Below are 18,239 nucleotides of genomic sequence, written 5' to 3'. Positions count from 1 at the left end.
ACAGCTTTTTCCGATATAATATAGTTATATCCGATACTTACTTATTGATATGGACTTATTGCATTTGAAAAGTTTCAAGCGACTACAAAATAATATTGCCCCTATCAATAAATTTGGTATGATTACAAATGCCGTAGCATGGTTTCCCACGCTTGGTTTCTACGCGGAAGCCGGTTTTACTGCACATACAACCAAATATTTCGTACAGCATACTTATCCGTTCAATGTTTTATGAAGACTGCTCTTGCTAACTAAGGTCGTCTGAAAATATGCTTCCCAACAGAACACCGTTTCTTTACACAAACAACTAATTCAGGAGAATTTTGGTATGAAAACACCCGTTCGCGTTGCCGTTACCGGTGCAGCAGGTCAAATTGGTTATGCTTTATTGTTCCGTATCGCTAGCGGTGAAATGCTGGGTAAAGACCAACCCGTTATTTTGCAGTTGCTGGATTTGCCCCAAGCTCAGAATGCCGTAAAAGGTGTAATGATGGAATTGCAGGATTGTGCTTTTCCGCTTCTGGCCGGCATGTTCACTACCGATAATCCTGAAGAAGCGTTTAAAGATGCCCAAATCGCCATTTTGGTAGGTTCGCGTCCGCGTAGTAAAGGCATGGAACGTGCCGACTTATTGCAAGCCAACGGAGAAATCTTTACCGTGCAAGGGGCAGCGCTGAACAAGGTTGCTGACCGTAACGTAAAAGTGCTGGTTGTCGGCAATCCCGCGAACACTAATGCCTACATCGCCATGAAATCGGCTCCCGATTTGCCTGCCAAAAACTTTACCGCCATGCTGCGCCTCGACCACAACCGTGCATTAAGCCAAATCGCCGAGAAAACCGGCAAACCTGTGGCCGAAATTGAAAAACTGTGCGTATGGGGCAACCACTCTCCCACCATGTATGCCGATTACCGCTTCGCCACCATTAACGGCGAAAGTGTAAAAGATATGATTGGCGACCAAGAATGGAACGCCGATGTATTCCTGCCTACCGTAGGCAAACGCGGCGCGGCTATTATCGAAGCACGCGGCCTGTCTTCCGCCGCATCAGCTGCCAATGCCGCCATCGACCATATTCGCGATTGGGTGTTGGGCACCAACGGCAAATGGGTAACGATGGGCATTCCGTCTGACGGTTCTTACGGCATTCCCGAAGGCACCATGTTCGGTTTCCCCGTTACTTGCGAAAATGGCGAATACAAACTGGTTCAAGGTTTGGAAATCGACGAATTCAGCCAAGAGCGCATCAATATTACGTTGAAAGAACTGGAAGAAGAAAAAGCAGGCGTTGCCCACCTGCTGTAATCTTTTTAAAACCCGAAAAGGCCGTCTGAAAACAAGCCCAAGGCATTTATCGCACTGTCCGCTTTTTCAGACGGCCTTTCTACATCTGTTTCTTGTGCACCAAAGCCCATCCGATGTATATGCGGTTGCAGCCTTCATTATGTAAAGCATACCGTCTTGCGCTTTTTCTTTCTTTAACTGACTGTCAAATATACTTTCACTTGCAATTACGGCAACCTTTCCCCATGTACGGAACGAAACCTTTGCAAAATTCCTCGAGGCGGAAGTAGTTTAAGGTATAGCAACCGCTGACAACACTTCAATGCGCTACAAGAAAAGTTTTGCGACGTTTCAAACGTATTACATATTACACACCACGAGGGTTTTAATATGCACAGACCATCTCCTGAAGAGTTCATCCCCAAATTCCGTCGCCGAAAATTAGACGATCCCGGTTTTCTGCGCAAACTCGGTCGTTTTGCCGGTAAGCTCGGCGCACCGGTAGTCCGTCAACTGTATGCGCTGTATTTTCTGTTTAAAGCACCCACTACACCCAAACGTGCCAAAGTCATTATCCTCGGAGCTTTGGTTTACTTCCTCAGCCCGATAGACAGTATTCCCGATTTGCTCGGGCCTTTGGGATTCAGCGACGACATCGCAGTCATTACTTTGGTTTACACCCAGGTTAAAAGTTATTTAACTGAAGAAATCCGCGAAAAAGCACGTATTGCCACCGAGAAACTGTTCAACAGATAAGGCTTGGTAGCAAAGGCCGTATGAAAAGTTTTCAGACGGCCTGAGACCTTCCAACATTCCCCTAATCCCCTAAATTCCTTACCAAGATATTTAGGGGATTTTCCATGAGCACCTTCTTTCAGCAAACCGCTCAAACCATGATTGCCAAACACATCGACCTATCCCCCTTTATTGAAACTGGAGCAAATGATCAACCGGCAACCAATGGAACATTATCTGAACCGTCAGAGAACCCGCTACCGCCCACTGACAAAGCCCGAACCAGCCGCAACGAACACCTGTTGAAAACCCGTTATGTGGTGGAAAAAAACTTCGGTACGCTCCACCGTAAATTCCGCTATGCCCAGGCAGCTTATTTTGTCCGGAGCAAAGTGATGGCACAAAGTAAAAGCGATTTGTTTAAACCTGTTGTAAGCAGCCAACAGGCTACGTGCGTCTGAGGCCGTCTGAAAAGCGGTAGGGATACCCTGTGATTGGGTATCTGAGAAAGGATAAAGGGGATAATTGGAGTAAAAACAGCCGAAATCCTGTGTTTGAATTTCAGCTGTTGAGTAAAGAGCTATTTTACAAAGGTCTCAGTCAATCTGTTCAGACGGCCTCTTTCAAGCAATATATTCCTTCGGCAAAACTCAGTCCTCACAAATTCCGGTTTCAGGAAACCTCAACCAGTTTGGCATTCTCACTTTACGCTTTAATAAAAATAATAATGATTATTATTTACATAAATTACATATTGGTTTAATATTTTAAAAAACGAAATAAATTGTAATGATTTACTTTCGTTTCATTAAACGTAAATTTTTCACATAACAAGTGCTTTTTAACGCACCGGCCAAACCACCCATGGGTATTACCCCTCCCCGTTTTACTGATTCTTTAAGAGAAGCATTCTCTTTGATAAAAAACTGTTTTGCATAAAATAAAAATATTATCAAATACATAACAAAACATCCTGATGCTTTAACAGATGTTGTGCGTAAGGAATCAGCATGCCTGTTCAGCCTTAAGAACATATTCAAAAAGCTATTCTTACAGAACACTATTGATACGATAAAAGGAAACAATAAAATGCAGCAGCTCAAAACATTCTCACTTTGCAGTCTTACCGTCATGCTTACCGCTTGTGCAGGCGGCAGCTTCGATACCTTACGCGTCAATCCCGAACCGCCTCCCCTGCCCGAACCGCCCAAAGTAGAAAAAGCACCTGAACCCCGCCAAAGCCCGGAAGAGCAGGAAGCCTTAAAACAACCTGCAGCAGGTTTTGTGATGAAAGGTCTGCGCCGCAATCAAGCCAAATACGATAAAACCGGTAAACCGCTGCTGGATGCTTCAGGCAAGCCCACCGAAGCGGAAATCTATATTCCGCTTGATCCCAACCAGATCGAAGCTATCAACGATGCAGACTTGACTATTCCCAAGCTGATGGAGATGCAAAACGATCCAGACAACGGCGGCGCGAATAAGGTTTACCATACAGGCAAACAGCAAGAAGGCAAATATCAATACATACGTTTCGGCCACCTTACCGTGGACTACCCCAAAATCATAGAAGAAAAAGTTAGAGATCAAGCCGGCGAACTGAGATCGCACACCTTCAAGGAAGGTTGGAACGTTTACACCTTTTATCATGGTACCTCTGCCTCAGCCGCCCTTCCTGTCGATAACAATGTGAATTATCGGGGCGAATGGTATTTCATGAGCGATGTAAAAAAAGGTAAAGGAAAAGGCTTTGGCACCGGCAATGGTTTTAACAGCCAAAAAGGCGACGGCGATATTGCCAGTGCCACCAGCCAATCAAGTGGGGCCACCGACGCAAAATATACGTCTAACTTTACTGTCGATTTCGCCAATAAGCGCATGACCGGTGCACTTCATTATCAATCACGTACCGAACCCAAAAAGAAAATGTACGATATCGAAGCGCAACTTAACGGCAACCGCTTCACCGGCAAAGCTCTGTCTAACGTCAACAACAACTCTTCAACCTTGGACAAAGCGTTTTTCGGTGCCAACTCCAACCTGCTCGAAGGAGGTTTCTACGGCCCTCAAGCCCAAGAACTTGCCGGTAAATTTTTAGCCAACGACAACTCTTTGTTTGTCGTGTTCGGTGCTAAACGCAACGGCGACAATCCGAAGCAACCCAAAAAAACCAATGCATTATTAGATGCTTTCTATCTTACCGTTCCCAAACGGATTGAGGTGGAATACGAAAACGACGAAGACAAAGAAAGCAACGATGCCGACACAGCCAATTCGGATAAGAAGACTTTGCCGAATGAGCTTGCAGAAGAAGAAAAAAAGCCTGAAGTCCGCCAACACCTTACCCAAGCCGAGCGCAAACCTTTGCCCAATTTCGGCTATGCCATGAAACTGCGCTTCGGCAACAAAATTTTCGACTTGGAAAAAGCCGAGCTTGACAAAATGCTGAAAAACGCTAAAGCCGAAATAAGCACCGATAAAGCAGGCAAAACCCACACCATCACCCTATCGAAGAACAGCGAAGGCAAAGCCCGCGAATTCGTACAAGTGTGTTGCAGCAATCTGAGCTATCTGCGCTTCGGCCAATTCGTGTTACAGGAAAAAGCAGGGCAAGACCCCGTACATGCCCTCTATCTGCAAGGCGAAAGAACCCCCATAGCCGATCTACCCCAGTCAGGAAAAGTCAAATACTTAGGCAGCTGGACCGGTTTCATCAAAGTAGAACCGCCCAAACGCAACGCATTCGGTAACCCCGATTACGGCCATAATGCCACCATGATGAACATAGGTTCGAACAACAGCGCCGGCATTTCATCATTCGATGTGGACTTCGGTAGCAAAAAGTTAAGCGGTGCATTAATCGGCTCAGACAGCCGCAAAGTATTCAATATCGAGGCTGATATCAACGGCAGCGGCTTTAAAGGACGCGGCTATACCGACGGCAATTTCCCCTTCGATCCCGGCAATCAAAACGGCGGTTATTCCGTCAACATTCAGGATGCCAAAGTGGAAGGCGGTTTCTATGGCCCCGGCGCACGCGAACTAGGTGGTACGCTGATCTACAATACCCCGGGTAAAGACAAAAACGGTACAGACGTGCGTGCAGGTGCAGTATTCGGCGCACAAAAACAGCAATAAACCATAGGTTAAGCGCAGCAGGAGAGGCGGTTTATCCGCCACCTGCCGTTTACCTGCCCGAGTTTTCAGACGGCCTCATCCACCGTTACCGACAACAATCATAAATCAATCTGCAAAAAAACATCATGTTTACTACTCATTCCTCATCACAGCAAAAAATCATCGTAACCGCATTATCCCTATGTTTTACCGCATTTTCCGGCAACCTGTATGCTGCCGATCAAGCTCAAGCCGAAAGCACGGTAGACCTCGACACCGTGTATGTAACCGCCCCCAAAAAAATCAACCGCAAAACCCAAGAAGTTACCGGCTTGGGCAAAGTGGTTAAAAACGCCGAACAGCTCGAAAAAGAACAAGTACTGAATATCCGCGACTTGGTACGCTACGACCCGGGTATCTCCGTGGTCGAACAAGGCCGGGGCGGTAGCAGCGGATTTTCCATCCGCGGGGTGGACAAAAACCGCGTACAGGTATCGGTAGACGGCATCCCTCAACTGCAATCGTATGCCGATACCACTTCATCCAGCGGCGGCAGCGGTTCCATGAACGAAATCGAATATGAAAACGTATCTGCCGTAGAAATCAGCAAAGGCAGCAACAGCGTTGAATCCGGTAGCGGCAGCTTGGGCGGTTCGGTAAACTACCGCACCAAAAACGTCGGCGATTTTCTTCAAGACGGCGAAAAATGGGGGCTGACGAGCAAATCCGTTTACAGCAGCAAAGACAAACGATTCGCCCAAACCCTCGGCGGTGCATTCAGCTATCAAGGTTTTGAAGGTTTGCTGCAATACACCCACCGCAAAGGCAACGAAATTGACATCCACAAAGATGCGGGCAACGCCAACCAATCGTTTTACAAACAAGATGTTTACGAAGACAAATACGACCTGCGCGGAGCACCGGGTCTTTTGAGCGACAATATGTTCCGTTTTGAAGACGAGCCGGATGTTATCCGCCACAAATCCGCCCCCACCCGCCCCGACTTATGGCAACCCCAAAGCCGCACAGAGCCTTTCACGCCCGAAGAAGAAGCCCAGCGCCGCCACGCCATGCGGCATAAAAAAGAAACCGTGTCGGCTAAAGAATACACCGGTGCCAACCGCATCCGCCCCAATCCGATGGAATACCGCAGCGGTTCGTGGCTGGCTCGTTTGGGCTACCATATTTCTCCGCAGCATCATATCGGCTGGCTGACGGAACACACCAAACAGAACTACGACAGTCGCGACATGCGCTACCCTTCCTACTACCCGCCTTCATCCAAACCCCTCTTCGAGCTGAACGATAACGGCGTTTGGCGCAACGACCTCCGCGAAGGCTACTCCAAGCTGCTGTGGTCGCGCGCCCGTTTCTTGCAAGAGCGGCACAGCAAAATGCGTAACGGCATCGCCTACCGTTACAAACCTCAAGAAGGCGGAACTTGGGCCGACGCTTTAGAGCTGAGCATCGACCGCCAAAACATTAAAACCGACACCGGAACCGTTCACGCCCACTGTTCCCGCTATCCGGATTACAGCACAACGCTCAACTGCGCCCCCAGCAAAGACAAACCCGGTTCTTTTTTAAGTGAAGAGCAAATCGACTACACCGAAAACCATACGTTGTTCAACACCAAATGGAACAAAAAATGGCAGTGGGGGCGCAGCAAACACGACGTTCAAATTGCAGCCGGCTATGACCATTTCGATTCGAGCTTTGCCAAAGCTTTCCGCGAAACCTCTGCACAGAAAAACCAAGTCAGAATAGGTACGGAAACCCGCGTTATCAACGGGCAAAAGCGCGTCATCGACATTTATAAAGACTTAGGTACCGTTATAACTGATGTATATCCCTGTATCGATTGGAAGATCGAAACCTGCTCGCGCAAACCGATTAAGGGCAACAGCTATTATCTCGCCCTGCGCGACAACATGGCCTTGGGCAAATATATCGATCTCGGCCTCGGCTTACGCTTAGACAACCACAGTTTCCGTTCCGAAGATGTCGCCATCAAAGACAAAAACTACACCAACCGCTCATGGAATGCGGGCCTCGTTCTCAAACCCAACAGCAGGTGGGCGGTTTCCTATCGCGTTTCCAACGGCTTCCGTGTACCCAGCTTCCAAGAGCTTTACGGTTACAACGTGCCGGGCATCCCGCGCGACAGCAAAGTCCACTACGTTGCCGATTTGGAGCCGGAAAAATCGTTCAACCAAGAATTTGGCCTGACATTCAAAGGCAACTTCGGCAATATCGAACTGAGCATGTTCAACAGCCGCTACCGCGACCTGATTGCCTATGCCATCACCAAAACCGACAAAAACAACTACCAAAATATCGGTAACTTCAACCTTCAAAACGCCGATCTGAACGGTATCAATATCCGTTCGTCGATAGACTTGAACGGCATGTGGAGCAAACTGCCCGAAGGCTTGTCGTTAAACATGGCCTACAACCGCATCAAGGCCAAACGCCTGTTTAACAACCACCCCGAACGCTACACTTGGCTGGCCGACTATCCGCTCGAAACCATCCAGCCGTCGCGCTATGTGCTCGGGCTGAATTACGACGCCCCTTCCGAAAAATGGGGAATGTCGATGAACTGGATACATTCGCGCGGCAAAAACCCGCAGGAACTCATCAGCAAAGCCTATTCGGATACCGGCCCTACCATCAACCGCGCCGTTACCAAAGCAGCAACCAAACCGTGGACAACCGTCGATTTGATCGGCTACTACCGCCCGTGGAAAAAAGCCACCCTGCGTGCCGGCATCTATAACGCCATGAACTACCGTTATCTGACTTGGGAAACCGTACGCCAAAGCTCCATCAACTCGCTGTCGCAGCAAAAAGTACCCGGTTCCGACTACAAGCAGTTTGCCGCACCCGGCCGCAACATTACCGTAGGTTTTGAAATGAAGTTCTAACTAACCGGCTTCAAACACATGAAGGCCGTCTGAAAAACATTCAGACGGCCAGAGCCGTGCAACAGCACACACTATATCGAACCGACCTGCGGTTTATTACGCCATTTATCTTATTTCACGACATCACATACCATGCAAACCAACACACACCGTTCAGGCCGTCTGAAAGCGAGCTTTGCGAGTTTCGCCAAAACGAGCCTCACCGCTGCCTTGTTGCTGTTCACATACGCCACAACGGCACAAACGCTCACCCCTGAACAAAAACCCGAACCCATCCAACCCGAGCTGCCCGAACTGGTATCCGAACAGCCCGTATGGCAAACCTCCGAAGCAGCGTCCGCTACCATACAGGATATCGACGAAGCCACTTTGCTCGCCCGGCCGCAACTGCTCAACCTGCTGCTGGATAAAAGCGTATTGCGCAACGACTTTGACGGCATCGGTGTATTACTGCCCGTTTACCGCAAACTGCCCTCAAGCAACCGCGACCCTATCCTTTTGCAATTGGCCGAAAGCAAACTTGCCATGCACCAAGGCCGCTTTGGTGAAGCCGTAGCCGGACTCCGCAACCTGATTGCCGAAAAACCCGAGTTAGACGTGATCCGCATGTATCTGGCAATCGCCCTGTTCTACAACCGCCAAAACCTCGCCGCCAAAGACCAATTTACCAAACTTCTCGCCCAATCCAATCTACCCGAACCCGAAAAACAAGCCATTAACCGCTTTCTCGACGAACTCAGACAACACCACCGCTGGCAATTCAGCGGCGGAGCCAACTACGCCTACGAACCCAATATCAACAACGCCCCTATCGTCAAACAGCAAGGCAACCTCGACACCCAATCGCAACCCGAAAGTGCCCATGGCATCAGCTATCATCTCGGCGCAGAAAAAGACTGGGCACTGCCGCACGGCTTCACCGCCAAATTCAGCACCGACATCCACGGCAAACACTACCCCGCCCACAAACAATACAACGACCTGCTGGTCAATACCGCCGCAGGTATCGGCTACCGCAACGCACGTTTTGATGCCGAAATCATGCCATTCGTTTCCAAACGCTGGTGGCAGGGTCATAAAGAAGAAAGCGGCCTGAAGCCTTTTTCGGAGAGCTTCGGTACTACCCTCAGCCTAAATTCCCGCCTCAATCGCCGCTGGCGACTGAACCAATACGCCCGCATCGAAAAAATCAATCACGAACACCGCTTCCGCTTCGACGGCATCCGCCGCCAAATCGGCCACACATTGATTTACCAATCCAGCCCGCGCCAAGCATGGTTCGGAGGTTTCGATTTACAGCGCGAAACCCTGTACGACCCCGACAACAGCAACCACCAATGGACGGCATCGCTGGGCTGGATACAGGAATGGCCCAAAGGCTTCAGCACCCGCACCCGCGCCGCATGGAGCAAACAAACTTACCATGCTCCCATGCCTTGGCCGATTCTAAAAATCCGAAAAGACCGTACCTTACAGCTACACCTTTCCGTCTGGCACCGCAACATCCATTTCTGGGGCATTACCCCGCGGATTACCTGGCAGCATACCCGCAACAAAAGTAATGTGTTTCTCTATGATTACCGCAAACAGAATATGTTTATAGAATTTTCCAAAACATTTTAACAGCTGCTAAACGGCCAAACTGATTGATAACCAATAGCACGAATAAAGGCCGCGGCCTTGAAAACTTGCCGAATGCGGGTGCCGTTCAAGGCATAGCAGCTCAACAGGCGCAGATATATCACATAGATAGAGACCGTTGCAAAACTCTCCTGAATTCGCTACTTAAGATATTTAGGGGAGTTTCCATGAGCATCTTCTTTCAGCAAACCATACAGGCCATGATTGCCAAACACATCGACCGCTCCCCCCCTTTATTGAAACTGGAGCAAGTGATCGATTGAAAACCCCGTCGAACATTACTTGAACCGTCAGAGAATCCGCTCCATTAGCGACTAGCTCAACCGTCCACTGATCATTTTGATCTGAGCAAAATGACGGCACAAAGTAAAAGCGATTTATTTGAACCTACTGAAAGCAGCCAACAGGCTACGTGCGCCTGAGGCCGTCTGAAAAGCGGTAGGGATACCCTATGATTGGGTATCTGAGAAAGGATAAAGGGGATAATTGGAGTAAAAACAGCCGAAATCCCGTGTTTGAATTTCAGCTGTTGGGTAAAGAGCTATTTTGCAAAGGTCTCAACATCTTAATTATTTACATATCAAGGCAATAAACCGACTACTGCTTCCCCAGCCACGACGATACCGCCAAACGCAGGCGGCGTATTCCTTCTTCCCTATCTTCGTCATTCAACAACAAGCTGGGAGCCAAGCGGATAACATTTCCGCCGGCCACTAAAATCATCAAGCCATGTTTCAACGCTTCTTGTATCAACTCTCCGGCACGGCCTGCATATTCGTCCGCCAAAACACAGCCTACCAGCAACCCCATACCGCGAACTTCTTTAAACACGCCTGTTTCATCACCCAAATCTTTTAAGACGGCCTTTAGCTTTTCTCCTTGCTGATGAACGTTTTCCAACGTATCCGCCGCATTAATCACATCAAAAGCGCTTCCGGCAACGGCACATGCCAGTGGGTTTCCGCCAAAAGTGGTGCCGTGCGTTCCCGGAGTAAAAGCCGCAGCGATTTTATCGGTCGTCAGCATCGCACCAATCGGAAAGCCGCTGCCGAGTGCTTTGGCGCTGGTAAGAATATCGGGCGTAACGCCGTAATGTTCATAAGTAAATAATTTGCCCGTGCGCCCCATGCCTGTTTGCACTTCATCCAAAATCAACAAAGCATGGTTTTCATCACATAATCGGCGCGCAGTGTGCAAAAATTCGGCATCAACCGGCAAAACACCGCTTTCGCCTTGTATCGGTTCGAGGATAACTGCGCAAGTTCGCTCGCTGACCGCTTCGGACAATGCTTTGACATCGTTAAACGGCACATGGGAAATGGCAGGCGGCAAAGGAGCGAAATCTTGGCTGTATTTCGGCTGGCCGCCTACGGAAACCGTGAACAATGTGCGCCCGTGAAAACCGTTAATGCAGGCGATGATTTCGTTTTTACCTTCGCCGAAATGATCGCGGGCATATTTGCGTGCCAGTTTTAACGCCGCTTCATTGGCTTCCGCACCGGAATTGCAAAAAAACACTTTCTCGGCAAAAGTATGCTCAGTCAGCTTTTTTGCCAGTTTTTGTGCGGGTTCGGTAGTGTAGATATTGGAGATATGCCACAATTTTCCCGCCTGCTCGGTTAATGCCCTAACCAATACGGGGTGGCAGTGCCCCAACGCATTTACCGCAATACCACCTGCCAAATCAATGTATTCCCTCCCTTCACTATCCCACACCCGACTGCCGGAGGCGTGATCGGGAATAACGGGAGCGAAAGCAAAATTGGGAGTCAGATAGTTTTGCATGGGTATTCCTTTTTCAAAAAATGAGAGTCATTATGCGCTGATTATTGTTTATTTTCAATGGATAACGGATAAACCGGCGCTTTTCGCAGCCATATCCCCCTACCCATAAAAAAGGCCGTCTGAAAACCTTTTTCAGACGGCCTCATCAAGACAGATCCAACTATCGGATTTTCATACCGATACGGCTCATATCACCGAAATTCATCCAAATAAAGAAAGCCTTGCCGACAATCAGCTTATCGCTGACAAAACCCCAATAACGCGAGTCTTCACTATTATCGCGGTTATCGCCCATCATAAAATAATGGCCTTCGGGCACAACACATCTGAACCACGATCCGTCCTGCGCATACTCGCAATTCTGGCGGTGGGCGAACTCAGGACGCACGCCTTGCGGCAGGAAGCTGGGCTGTTCCGGAATTTTCAACACTTCAAACTGGTGTGAACCGAGTGTTTCCTTAAATGCTTCGGCATGAACGGTGAGGGAACCGTACTGGCGGGTATTTTCCGTATAGCTTTGCTCGCCGACGGAGTGATCCTCTACTACTTTCCCGTTAACACTCAACACCTTATCTTTATATTCCACCAAATCGCCCGGCAAACCGACGGCACGCTTGATGTAATTGATGGATGTATCTTCAGGATAATTGAACACCACAACATTGCCCCGTTCCACGCTGCCCACCGGAATCAAAACGTTATTGATAATCGGCGTGCGGATGCCGTAGGCAAACTTATTTACCAAAATAAAATCGCCGACTACCAAACCGGGGCGCATCGAACTGGAAGGAATCTGGAACGGTTCGCCGATAAAAGTACGCAATACGAATACCACCAGAATAATCGGGAAAAACCCGCCCATATAATCGGTAAAATGATTACTTTCCACACTTCCCGCCTGCTTTTTCAGACGGCCTTTATGGATAATCCAAACCACACCGGTAAACAGCACGAAAATCAGCAAAACGGCAGTGAAACTCATGAATGCCGACAATATGCCGAACGCACCTATCATCATCAGCAGATAGCCCCATTGCAGCGAATTACTCCACTCACCGTTTTCTTCGCGCTGCTTATTACTTCCGGCAAACAGCACCAAACCGATAATCAGAGCGGCAACTGCGCCCAGTATCAATGTTTTACTCATTATTTATCCCCAACCTGCAAAATAGCCAAGAACGCGCTCTGCGGAATTTCCACATTGCCGACCTGCTTCATACGGCGTTTACCGGCTTTCTGTTTTTCAAGAAGTTTTTTCTTACGCGTAATATCGCCGCCGTAACATTTGGCCAATACGTTTTTACGCAGGGCTTTCACGGTTTCGCGGGCGATAATCTGGCTGCCTATTGCCGCTTGCACGGCAATATCGAACATCTGGCGCGGAATCAGTTCGCGCATTTTCGCCGCCAGTTCGCGGCCGCGGAACACGGCATTGGAGCGGTGGACAATCAGGCTCAAGGCATCGACTTTTTCGCCGTTGACCATGATATCCAGCTTAATCAGATCGGCTGCTTGGAATTCTTTGAATTCGTAGTCTAACGAAGCATAACCGCGCGAAGTGGATTTCAACTTATCAAAAAAGTCCATCACTACTTCGTTCATGGGCAGATCATAAGTCAGCATCACTTGCCGACCCATGTATTGCATGTTTCTCTGCACACCGCGTTTTTGGTTACACAAAGTCATCACAGCACCCACATATTCTTGCGGCACCAAAATAGTAGCGGTAATAATCGGCTCGAAAATGGTATCAATCAAACCGACATCCGGCAGTTTGGACGGGTTTTCCACTTCGATTTTTTCGCCGTTTTTCAGCAATACTTCATATACCACCGTCGGCGCAGTGGTAATCAAGTCCATATCGAATTCGCGCTCCAAGCGCTCCTGCACGATTTCCAAATGCAACAGCCCCAAGAAGCCGCAGCGGAAGCCGAAACCCAAGGCTTGGGAAACTTCCGGCTCGAATTTCAGCGAAGCGTCGTTTAATTGCAGTTTTTCCAAAGCGTCGCGCAAGGCTTCGTAATCGTGGCTTTCCACCGGATACAAACCGGCAAATACCTGCGATTGAACCTCTTGGAAACCAGGCAGAGCTTTTTCGGCAGGATTGGCTGCCAAGGTAATGGTGTCGCCAACTTTGGCAGCATTCAATTCTTTGATGCCGGTAATCAGGAAGCCTACTTCGCCGGCTTTTAATTCTTGTTTCTGCACCGATTTAGGCGTGAATACGCCCAGTTGCTCGACTTGGGTTTCCGCTTTGGTGCTCATAAACTGAACTTTGTCTTTCAGTTTCAGACGGCCGTCTTTAATGCGGATAAGCATCACCACGCCGACATAATTATCAAACCAAGAGTCGATAATCATGGCTTTTAAAGATGCTTCTTCATCACCTTCGGGAGCAGGAATTTTGGCTACGATTTCTTCCAACACGTCTTCCACGCCCAAGCCGCTTTTGGCGGAGCAGGTTACCGCGCCGACGGCATCGATGCCGATGATGTCTTCGATTTCCTGCGCCACGCGGTCGGGGTCGGCGGCAGGCAAATCGATTTTGTTCAGCACGGGTACCACTTCCACGCCCAAATCAATCGCAGTGTAGCAGTTGGCCACGGTTTGTGCTTCCACACCTTGCGAAGCGTCCACCACCAAAAGTGCGCCTTCGCAAGCAGATAACGAGCGGGAAACTTCGTAGGAAAAGTCGACGTGTCCGGGCGTGTCGATCAGGTTGAGCTGATAGGTTTGCCCGTCGCGCGCTTTATAGTTCAGGGCGGCGGTTTGCGCTTTGATGGTAATGCCGCGCTCTTTTTCAATATCCATCGAGTCCAGCACCTGCGTGCTCATTTCTCGCATTTCCAAGCCGCCGCAATATTGAATAAAGCGGTCGGCCAGTGTGGATTTGCCGTGGTCGATGTGGGCGATAATGGAAAAGTTTCTAATATTTTTCATTGAGTTAGACATACTACTCTTTTGTGCTGTGTAGGCCGTCTGAAACAGTGTCCGGCTTTTTCAGACGGCCTGATAAAATTGGAATTAAATAGCTGCATATTTTAGCCGAAAAACAACATTTCCGCTAATGCGGGTGAGAGATATCCGGCAGACAAACAGCAAAGGCCGTCTGAAAAAGCTTTTTCAGGCGGCCTTTTAAGACTGAAAGCCGAATTAATAGACAATCGCTTGTGCGGCATCTTCCAAACCTTTGTTAAGCGATTCGACCATTGCGGTATAGCCGTCGCCCTGCTGTGGCGTTTCGATATGGAACGGCCTGCTCTCTCCGTTCGGCCACAAGGCATAGCCGCTTACCAAAGTCTTGCCCTGATAACTGCCCTGAAACGCTTCCACATAAATTTTTAATGTCTGCGTGCTACCGCTCCGCGCGGCAGGCACAAACATATAGCGGGTATCCGAGCGATTGAGTTTGTTACTGAAACCGGCGGTCAATGCGTTATCCAGCGCAGCTGCCCAAAGATGGTTGCGGGCAAAATTCACATGGTAGGCATCGGTTTGATACACAAGGCCGCCGTTGTTTAACGGCTCCGCCAAATAAACGCGTACGGCGATTTCACTGCCTCTGCGTGCAGGCTGGCTGTATTGGCTGTCGGGCAATGTGAAATACTGCGGTGCAGGCGTGCTGCATGCGCTTAACGCGGCAAAGGCGGCAATAAAAAATATTTTACGCATCAGCGGCTTCCTTTCGGTATCGGGTCTTTAACATTGCTGTTGAAAATCAGCGCATTGGGTTTTTCTTTCAAGGTATTGATAACCGGCTGCGCTTCTTTCAGGGTTTTATCTATGCTTTGCAGCGTGGCCTGAACATCGCCATACAGCGGCGACTGCGGTGATACGCCTTGCAGAGTTTGGCGTAATTCTTTCAGCGTCCGGTTCAATTCTTGCGGAATATTCTGCGTTTGCGGTTTGCCGAGAAGCGCATTGGCAGATTTCAACGTGGCTTTTAATTCGCGTAGCGAGCCGTTTAATTCGCCGACGGTTTTGTCTAGTGGCAACTTGTTGAATTTTTCCAGCAAATCGCCCAACTGAGCCTGCAAATTGTCCAAGCCGCCGTTTTGGGTGGCAATCACGACATTGCCGGCATAATCTGCATACGGTTTGAGTTTCGCGCTTGATGAAGGCTGGTCGTTCAATTCAATCATTTTGCTGCCGGTTAGCAGATTGTTGCTTGAAATGGTTGCGGTCAAACCTTTCTTTAAGGCCGTCTGAAACTGGTTTTGCCAGTATTCGCGGCTTTGCTCGCCCGTATTGATTTCCATACGGGCGGGTTCTATGCGGATACGTACGGGAATCCAACCGTTTTGCAGAAGTTTCAGGCTGTCGCTGCCGGCAAAATATGGCACGTCGGCCACGGCCCCGATATTGATGCCTTTGTATTCCACCGGCGCACCCGGGTTCAAACCGCGCACACTTTGTTTAAAAAAAGCAATGTAATACAACGCCCGCGAGCTTGGCAGGTTGTCGATTTGGCTGCGGTCGTCATACAGTTCGAAAGTATCGTCATTGACCGCGGGTTTACCTTTGTCGCCATCCAACGGCGTACCGAACGAAATTGCGCCGGAAAGCAATGCGGAAAGCGGGGCGGAATCTACGCGGACTCCACCGTTGGTGGTTTCGATATTGATGCCGCTTTGCAACCAAAACTGGCTGTGTTCGCCTACTAGTTTGTCGTTCGGGCTTTGAATGAAAACGGTGTAATTAACGGTTTGATCTTTCGGGTCGAACTGGGCGCTTTCCACCTGCCCCACCATAAAGTCTTCGTAAAGCACGGGGCTGCCGACGGCAATCATTTTATTGTTGGCACCAATCAGTTTCAGGCGCAAACCGCTTTGACCGATGGCGGCAATCGGCGGAATATCCAACACTTCAAAAACATCTTCGGTTTCTTCGCTGTTGCCCGGCGTGAATGCGATATAAGAGCCTGAAACCAAAGTATTCAGGCCGGTAATGCCGCTTTGGTCGATGCGCGGTTTCACTACCCAAAATTGGGTGTCTTTGCGCATCATATCTTTGGCATCCGCCGTAAGGCGGGCGGTTACTTCCACACCTTTGCGGTCGCTGCGCAGCCGGATGCGTGAAACACGCCCTACTTCCACACTCAGCACTTTTACCACGGTATTGTTCACTTCGATACCGTCGGCACTTTCCATCAACAGGGTTACTTCAGGCCCCCGGTTGCGGATGTCTTTCATCAGCAGCCAGCCGCCTACGATCAAAGCGATTAGCGGAATCAGCCACACCACCGAGGTGAATACATTGGTTTTGCGTACACGGGCCGGTACGGGTTGGTTATCGTTTTTTGGATTTTCGTTATTCATATTCGGGTTGGTTTGCTGGCACGTTTTCAGACGGCCTTTCGGTTAAAGCAGTATCGTTGCGGGTTTTGTCCCACAATAGGCGCGGATCGAAAAAATAAGCGGAAAGCATGGTAAGCAGCACCACCAAACAAAAGTATATGGCCGCAGCACCCGGCACTACCCGCGCCAGGTTGGAGTGGAAGGCGCTCATTAAAATAATGATGACAAAAATATCAATCATCGACCATTTGCCTACCGCCTCGGTGAAACGATAGAGCAGCGACATTTTATGTATACCTATCGGCAGCCCGAAACGCGCACTGCCGATTAAAAACAACAGCGATACGATTTTTGCCACCGGCACCAAAATACTCGCGCTGAAAATAATCACCGCAATCAGCTTGTCGCCGTCGTTCCACATATACACGATGCCGTTGAAAATCGTATTAATCTGCACTGTTGTCGGGTTTGAGGAAATCATGATCGGCAATACATTGGCAGGAACATACAGTACGATGGCCGCAACCAAAAACGCCATCGATACGCTCAAACTCTGCGGGCGACGGCGGTATAAATCGGCTCCGCACACACCGCAAGTGCTTTCGGTTTTATCACGGAAATACAGGCAGCGGCTGCAACAGACATGCTCTTCGGAGGCCGTCTGAACAGCATTTCTGCCGAGCATGTGGTGGATTTTATAATAAACCCAATGTTGCGGAATCGCCACCGAAGTACGTATCAGCATCACGGCCAACCCGAACATCAGATAAAACGCCGCGCCGAATTCCACCCGTGCCACCGAAGAAAGTTTGATGTACGACACCAGCGTCGAAATAAAAAACACATCCACCATAATCCAATGGCGCAGCCGCACCAACGTGCGGGTAGCGTAAAACAGCCCTGGATAAATTTTGTCGCGTATCAGAGAGGTATACACGTATATACAAAGCAGCAGAAACAGCAGCGGCGTGCCAAAGGTAAGCACGAACATCACTTCCGCCAGAAAACCGAAGTCCGACAAAATCAACTGTTTCATCATCGAAGGCAGCGACAGAATTGATGTTACTCCGGCTATCGTTACGGTAACAAACATCATGTTATACACAAATACCATCAGCACCAAAGATGCAACGGCGTACGCCAAAGGAGCGATATAGGGATTTTTTTCGATTTCAACCACTTCATATCCGCATCGCGGGCAGTGTGCTTCTTGCCCCTGCCGCAAACGCGGCAGTTTCATACGCAAGCCGCATTCGGGGCAATCCAACGAATGCGCCGGCAAAGTCGCATCGCTGCAGTATGTACGGTAACGCCACCAACGGCGGTAGGCTCGGGCAAATTTCATGGGTGTTCAGACGGCCTGAATATGTTTTGGAAACAACGGTTAAGAAAGTGAGCATTATAACGGAAAACATTTGCCTGTCGGAAAGACGAATGTAAAGGCCGTCTGAA

Annotated in this window: 12 protein-coding genes and 2 pseudogenes; 8 read left to right on the top strand and 6 right to left on the bottom strand. The window is 49.2% G+C overall.

Annotated features, from left to right (window positions below; translation table 11 throughout):
• Window positions 1-328: 328 nt before the first annotated feature.
• The 8 genes and pseudogenes from EL216_RS00780 to EL216_RS00745 form a co-directional block, all read left to right on the top strand.
• The gene (locus EL216_RS00780; protein WP_085389633.1) at window positions 329-1,306 is read left to right on the top strand and encodes a malate dehydrogenase; all 978 of its coding nucleotides are present in this window, start codon (window positions 329-331) and stop codon (window positions 1,304-1,306) included.
• 369 nt (window positions 1,307-1,675) lie between these two features.
• Window positions 1,676-2,041: a YkvA family protein gene (locus EL216_RS00775; RefSeq protein WP_085389632.1), complete on the top strand. Its 366-nt coding sequence runs from the start codon at window positions 1,676-1,678 to the stop codon at window positions 2,039-2,041.
• Between the two features lie 104 nt (window positions 2,042-2,145).
• Window positions 2,146-2,308: pseudogene (locus EL216_RS11490) on the top strand (IS5/IS1182 family transposase); the annotation flags it as partial.
• A gap of 14 nt (window positions 2,309-2,322) precedes the next feature.
• Complete coding sequence (locus tag EL216_RS00765) at window positions 2,323-2,481, top strand: hypothetical protein (protein WP_408633977.1); 159 nt, start codon at window positions 2,323-2,325, stop codon at window positions 2,479-2,481.
• A 628-nt stretch (window positions 2,482-3,109) separates the two neighbouring features.
• Entirely contained in the window at window positions 3,110-5,158 is a 2,049-nt protein-coding gene (locus EL216_RS00760) for a transferrin-binding protein-like solute binding protein (RefSeq protein WP_197720437.1), read from the top strand.
• 125 nt (window positions 5,159-5,283) lie between these two features.
• Window positions 5,284-8,064, top strand: a complete 2,781-nt coding sequence (locus tag EL216_RS00755) for a lactoferrin/transferrin family TonB-dependent receptor (RefSeq protein ID WP_085389629.1) — start codon at window positions 5,284-5,286, stop codon at window positions 8,062-8,064.
• 132 nt (window positions 8,065-8,196) lie between these two features.
• Complete coding sequence (locus EL216_RS00750; RefSeq protein ID WP_085389628.1) at window positions 8,197-9,687, top strand: surface lipoprotein assembly modifier; 1,491 nt, start codon at window positions 8,197-8,199, stop codon at window positions 9,685-9,687.
• A gap of 185 nt (window positions 9,688-9,872) precedes the next feature.
• Window positions 9,873-10,020, top strand: a pseudogene (locus tag EL216_RS00745) (IS5/IS1182 family transposase); the annotation flags it as partial.
• A 282-nt stretch (window positions 10,021-10,302) separates the two neighbouring features.
• Here EL216_RS00745 and EL216_RS00740 read toward each other — a convergent pair.
• The 6 genes from EL216_RS00740 to EL216_RS00715 form a co-directional block, all read right to left on the bottom strand.
• Window positions 10,303-11,490 (bottom strand): acetylornithine/succinyldiaminopimelate transaminase, encoded by a 1,188-nt coding sequence (locus EL216_RS00740; protein WP_085389627.1) that lies wholly within the window; start codon window positions 11,488-11,490, stop codon window positions 10,303-10,305.
• Between the two features lie 160 nt (window positions 11,491-11,650).
• The gene (gene lepB, locus EL216_RS00735) at window positions 11,651-12,637 is read right to left on the bottom strand and encodes a signal peptidase I (RefSeq protein WP_085389626.1); all 987 of its coding nucleotides are present in this window, start codon (window positions 12,635-12,637) and stop codon (window positions 11,651-11,653) included.
• Window positions 12,637-14,430 (bottom strand): translation elongation factor 4, encoded by a 1,794-nt coding sequence (gene lepA, locus EL216_RS00730; RefSeq protein ID WP_085389625.1) that lies wholly within the window; start codon window positions 14,428-14,430, stop codon window positions 12,637-12,639. Before lepA ends, lepB begins: the two co-directional genes overlap by 1 nt.
• Window positions 14,431-14,643: 213 nt before the next feature.
• Complete coding sequence (locus EL216_RS00725) at window positions 14,644-15,162, bottom strand: PqiC family protein (protein WP_085389624.1); 519 nt, start codon at window positions 15,160-15,162, stop codon at window positions 14,644-14,646.
• Window positions 15,162-16,808, bottom strand: coding sequence for an intermembrane transport protein PqiB (gene pqiB / locus EL216_RS00720; protein WP_085389623.1), 1,647 nt, complete (start codon window positions 16,806-16,808; stop codon window positions 15,162-15,164). The genes EL216_RS00725 and pqiB overlap by 1 nt, the downstream gene beginning before the upstream one ends.
• Window positions 16,801-18,132 (bottom strand): paraquat-inducible protein A, encoded by a 1,332-nt coding sequence (locus tag EL216_RS00715; RefSeq protein WP_085389622.1) that lies wholly within the window; start codon window positions 18,130-18,132, stop codon window positions 16,801-16,803. Before EL216_RS00715 ends, pqiB begins: the two co-directional genes overlap by 8 nt.
• Window positions 18,133-18,239 lie beyond the last annotated feature (107 nt).

Origin of the sequence: Neisseria animaloris (assembly GCF_900637855.1) — a bacterium.
Taxonomy (GTDB): Bacteria; Pseudomonadota; Gammaproteobacteria; order Burkholderiales; family Neisseriaceae; genus Neisseria; species Neisseria animaloris.
Note: the sequence above shows the minus strand (reverse complement) of the source record. Positions and strands in the feature narration are given on the sequence as shown.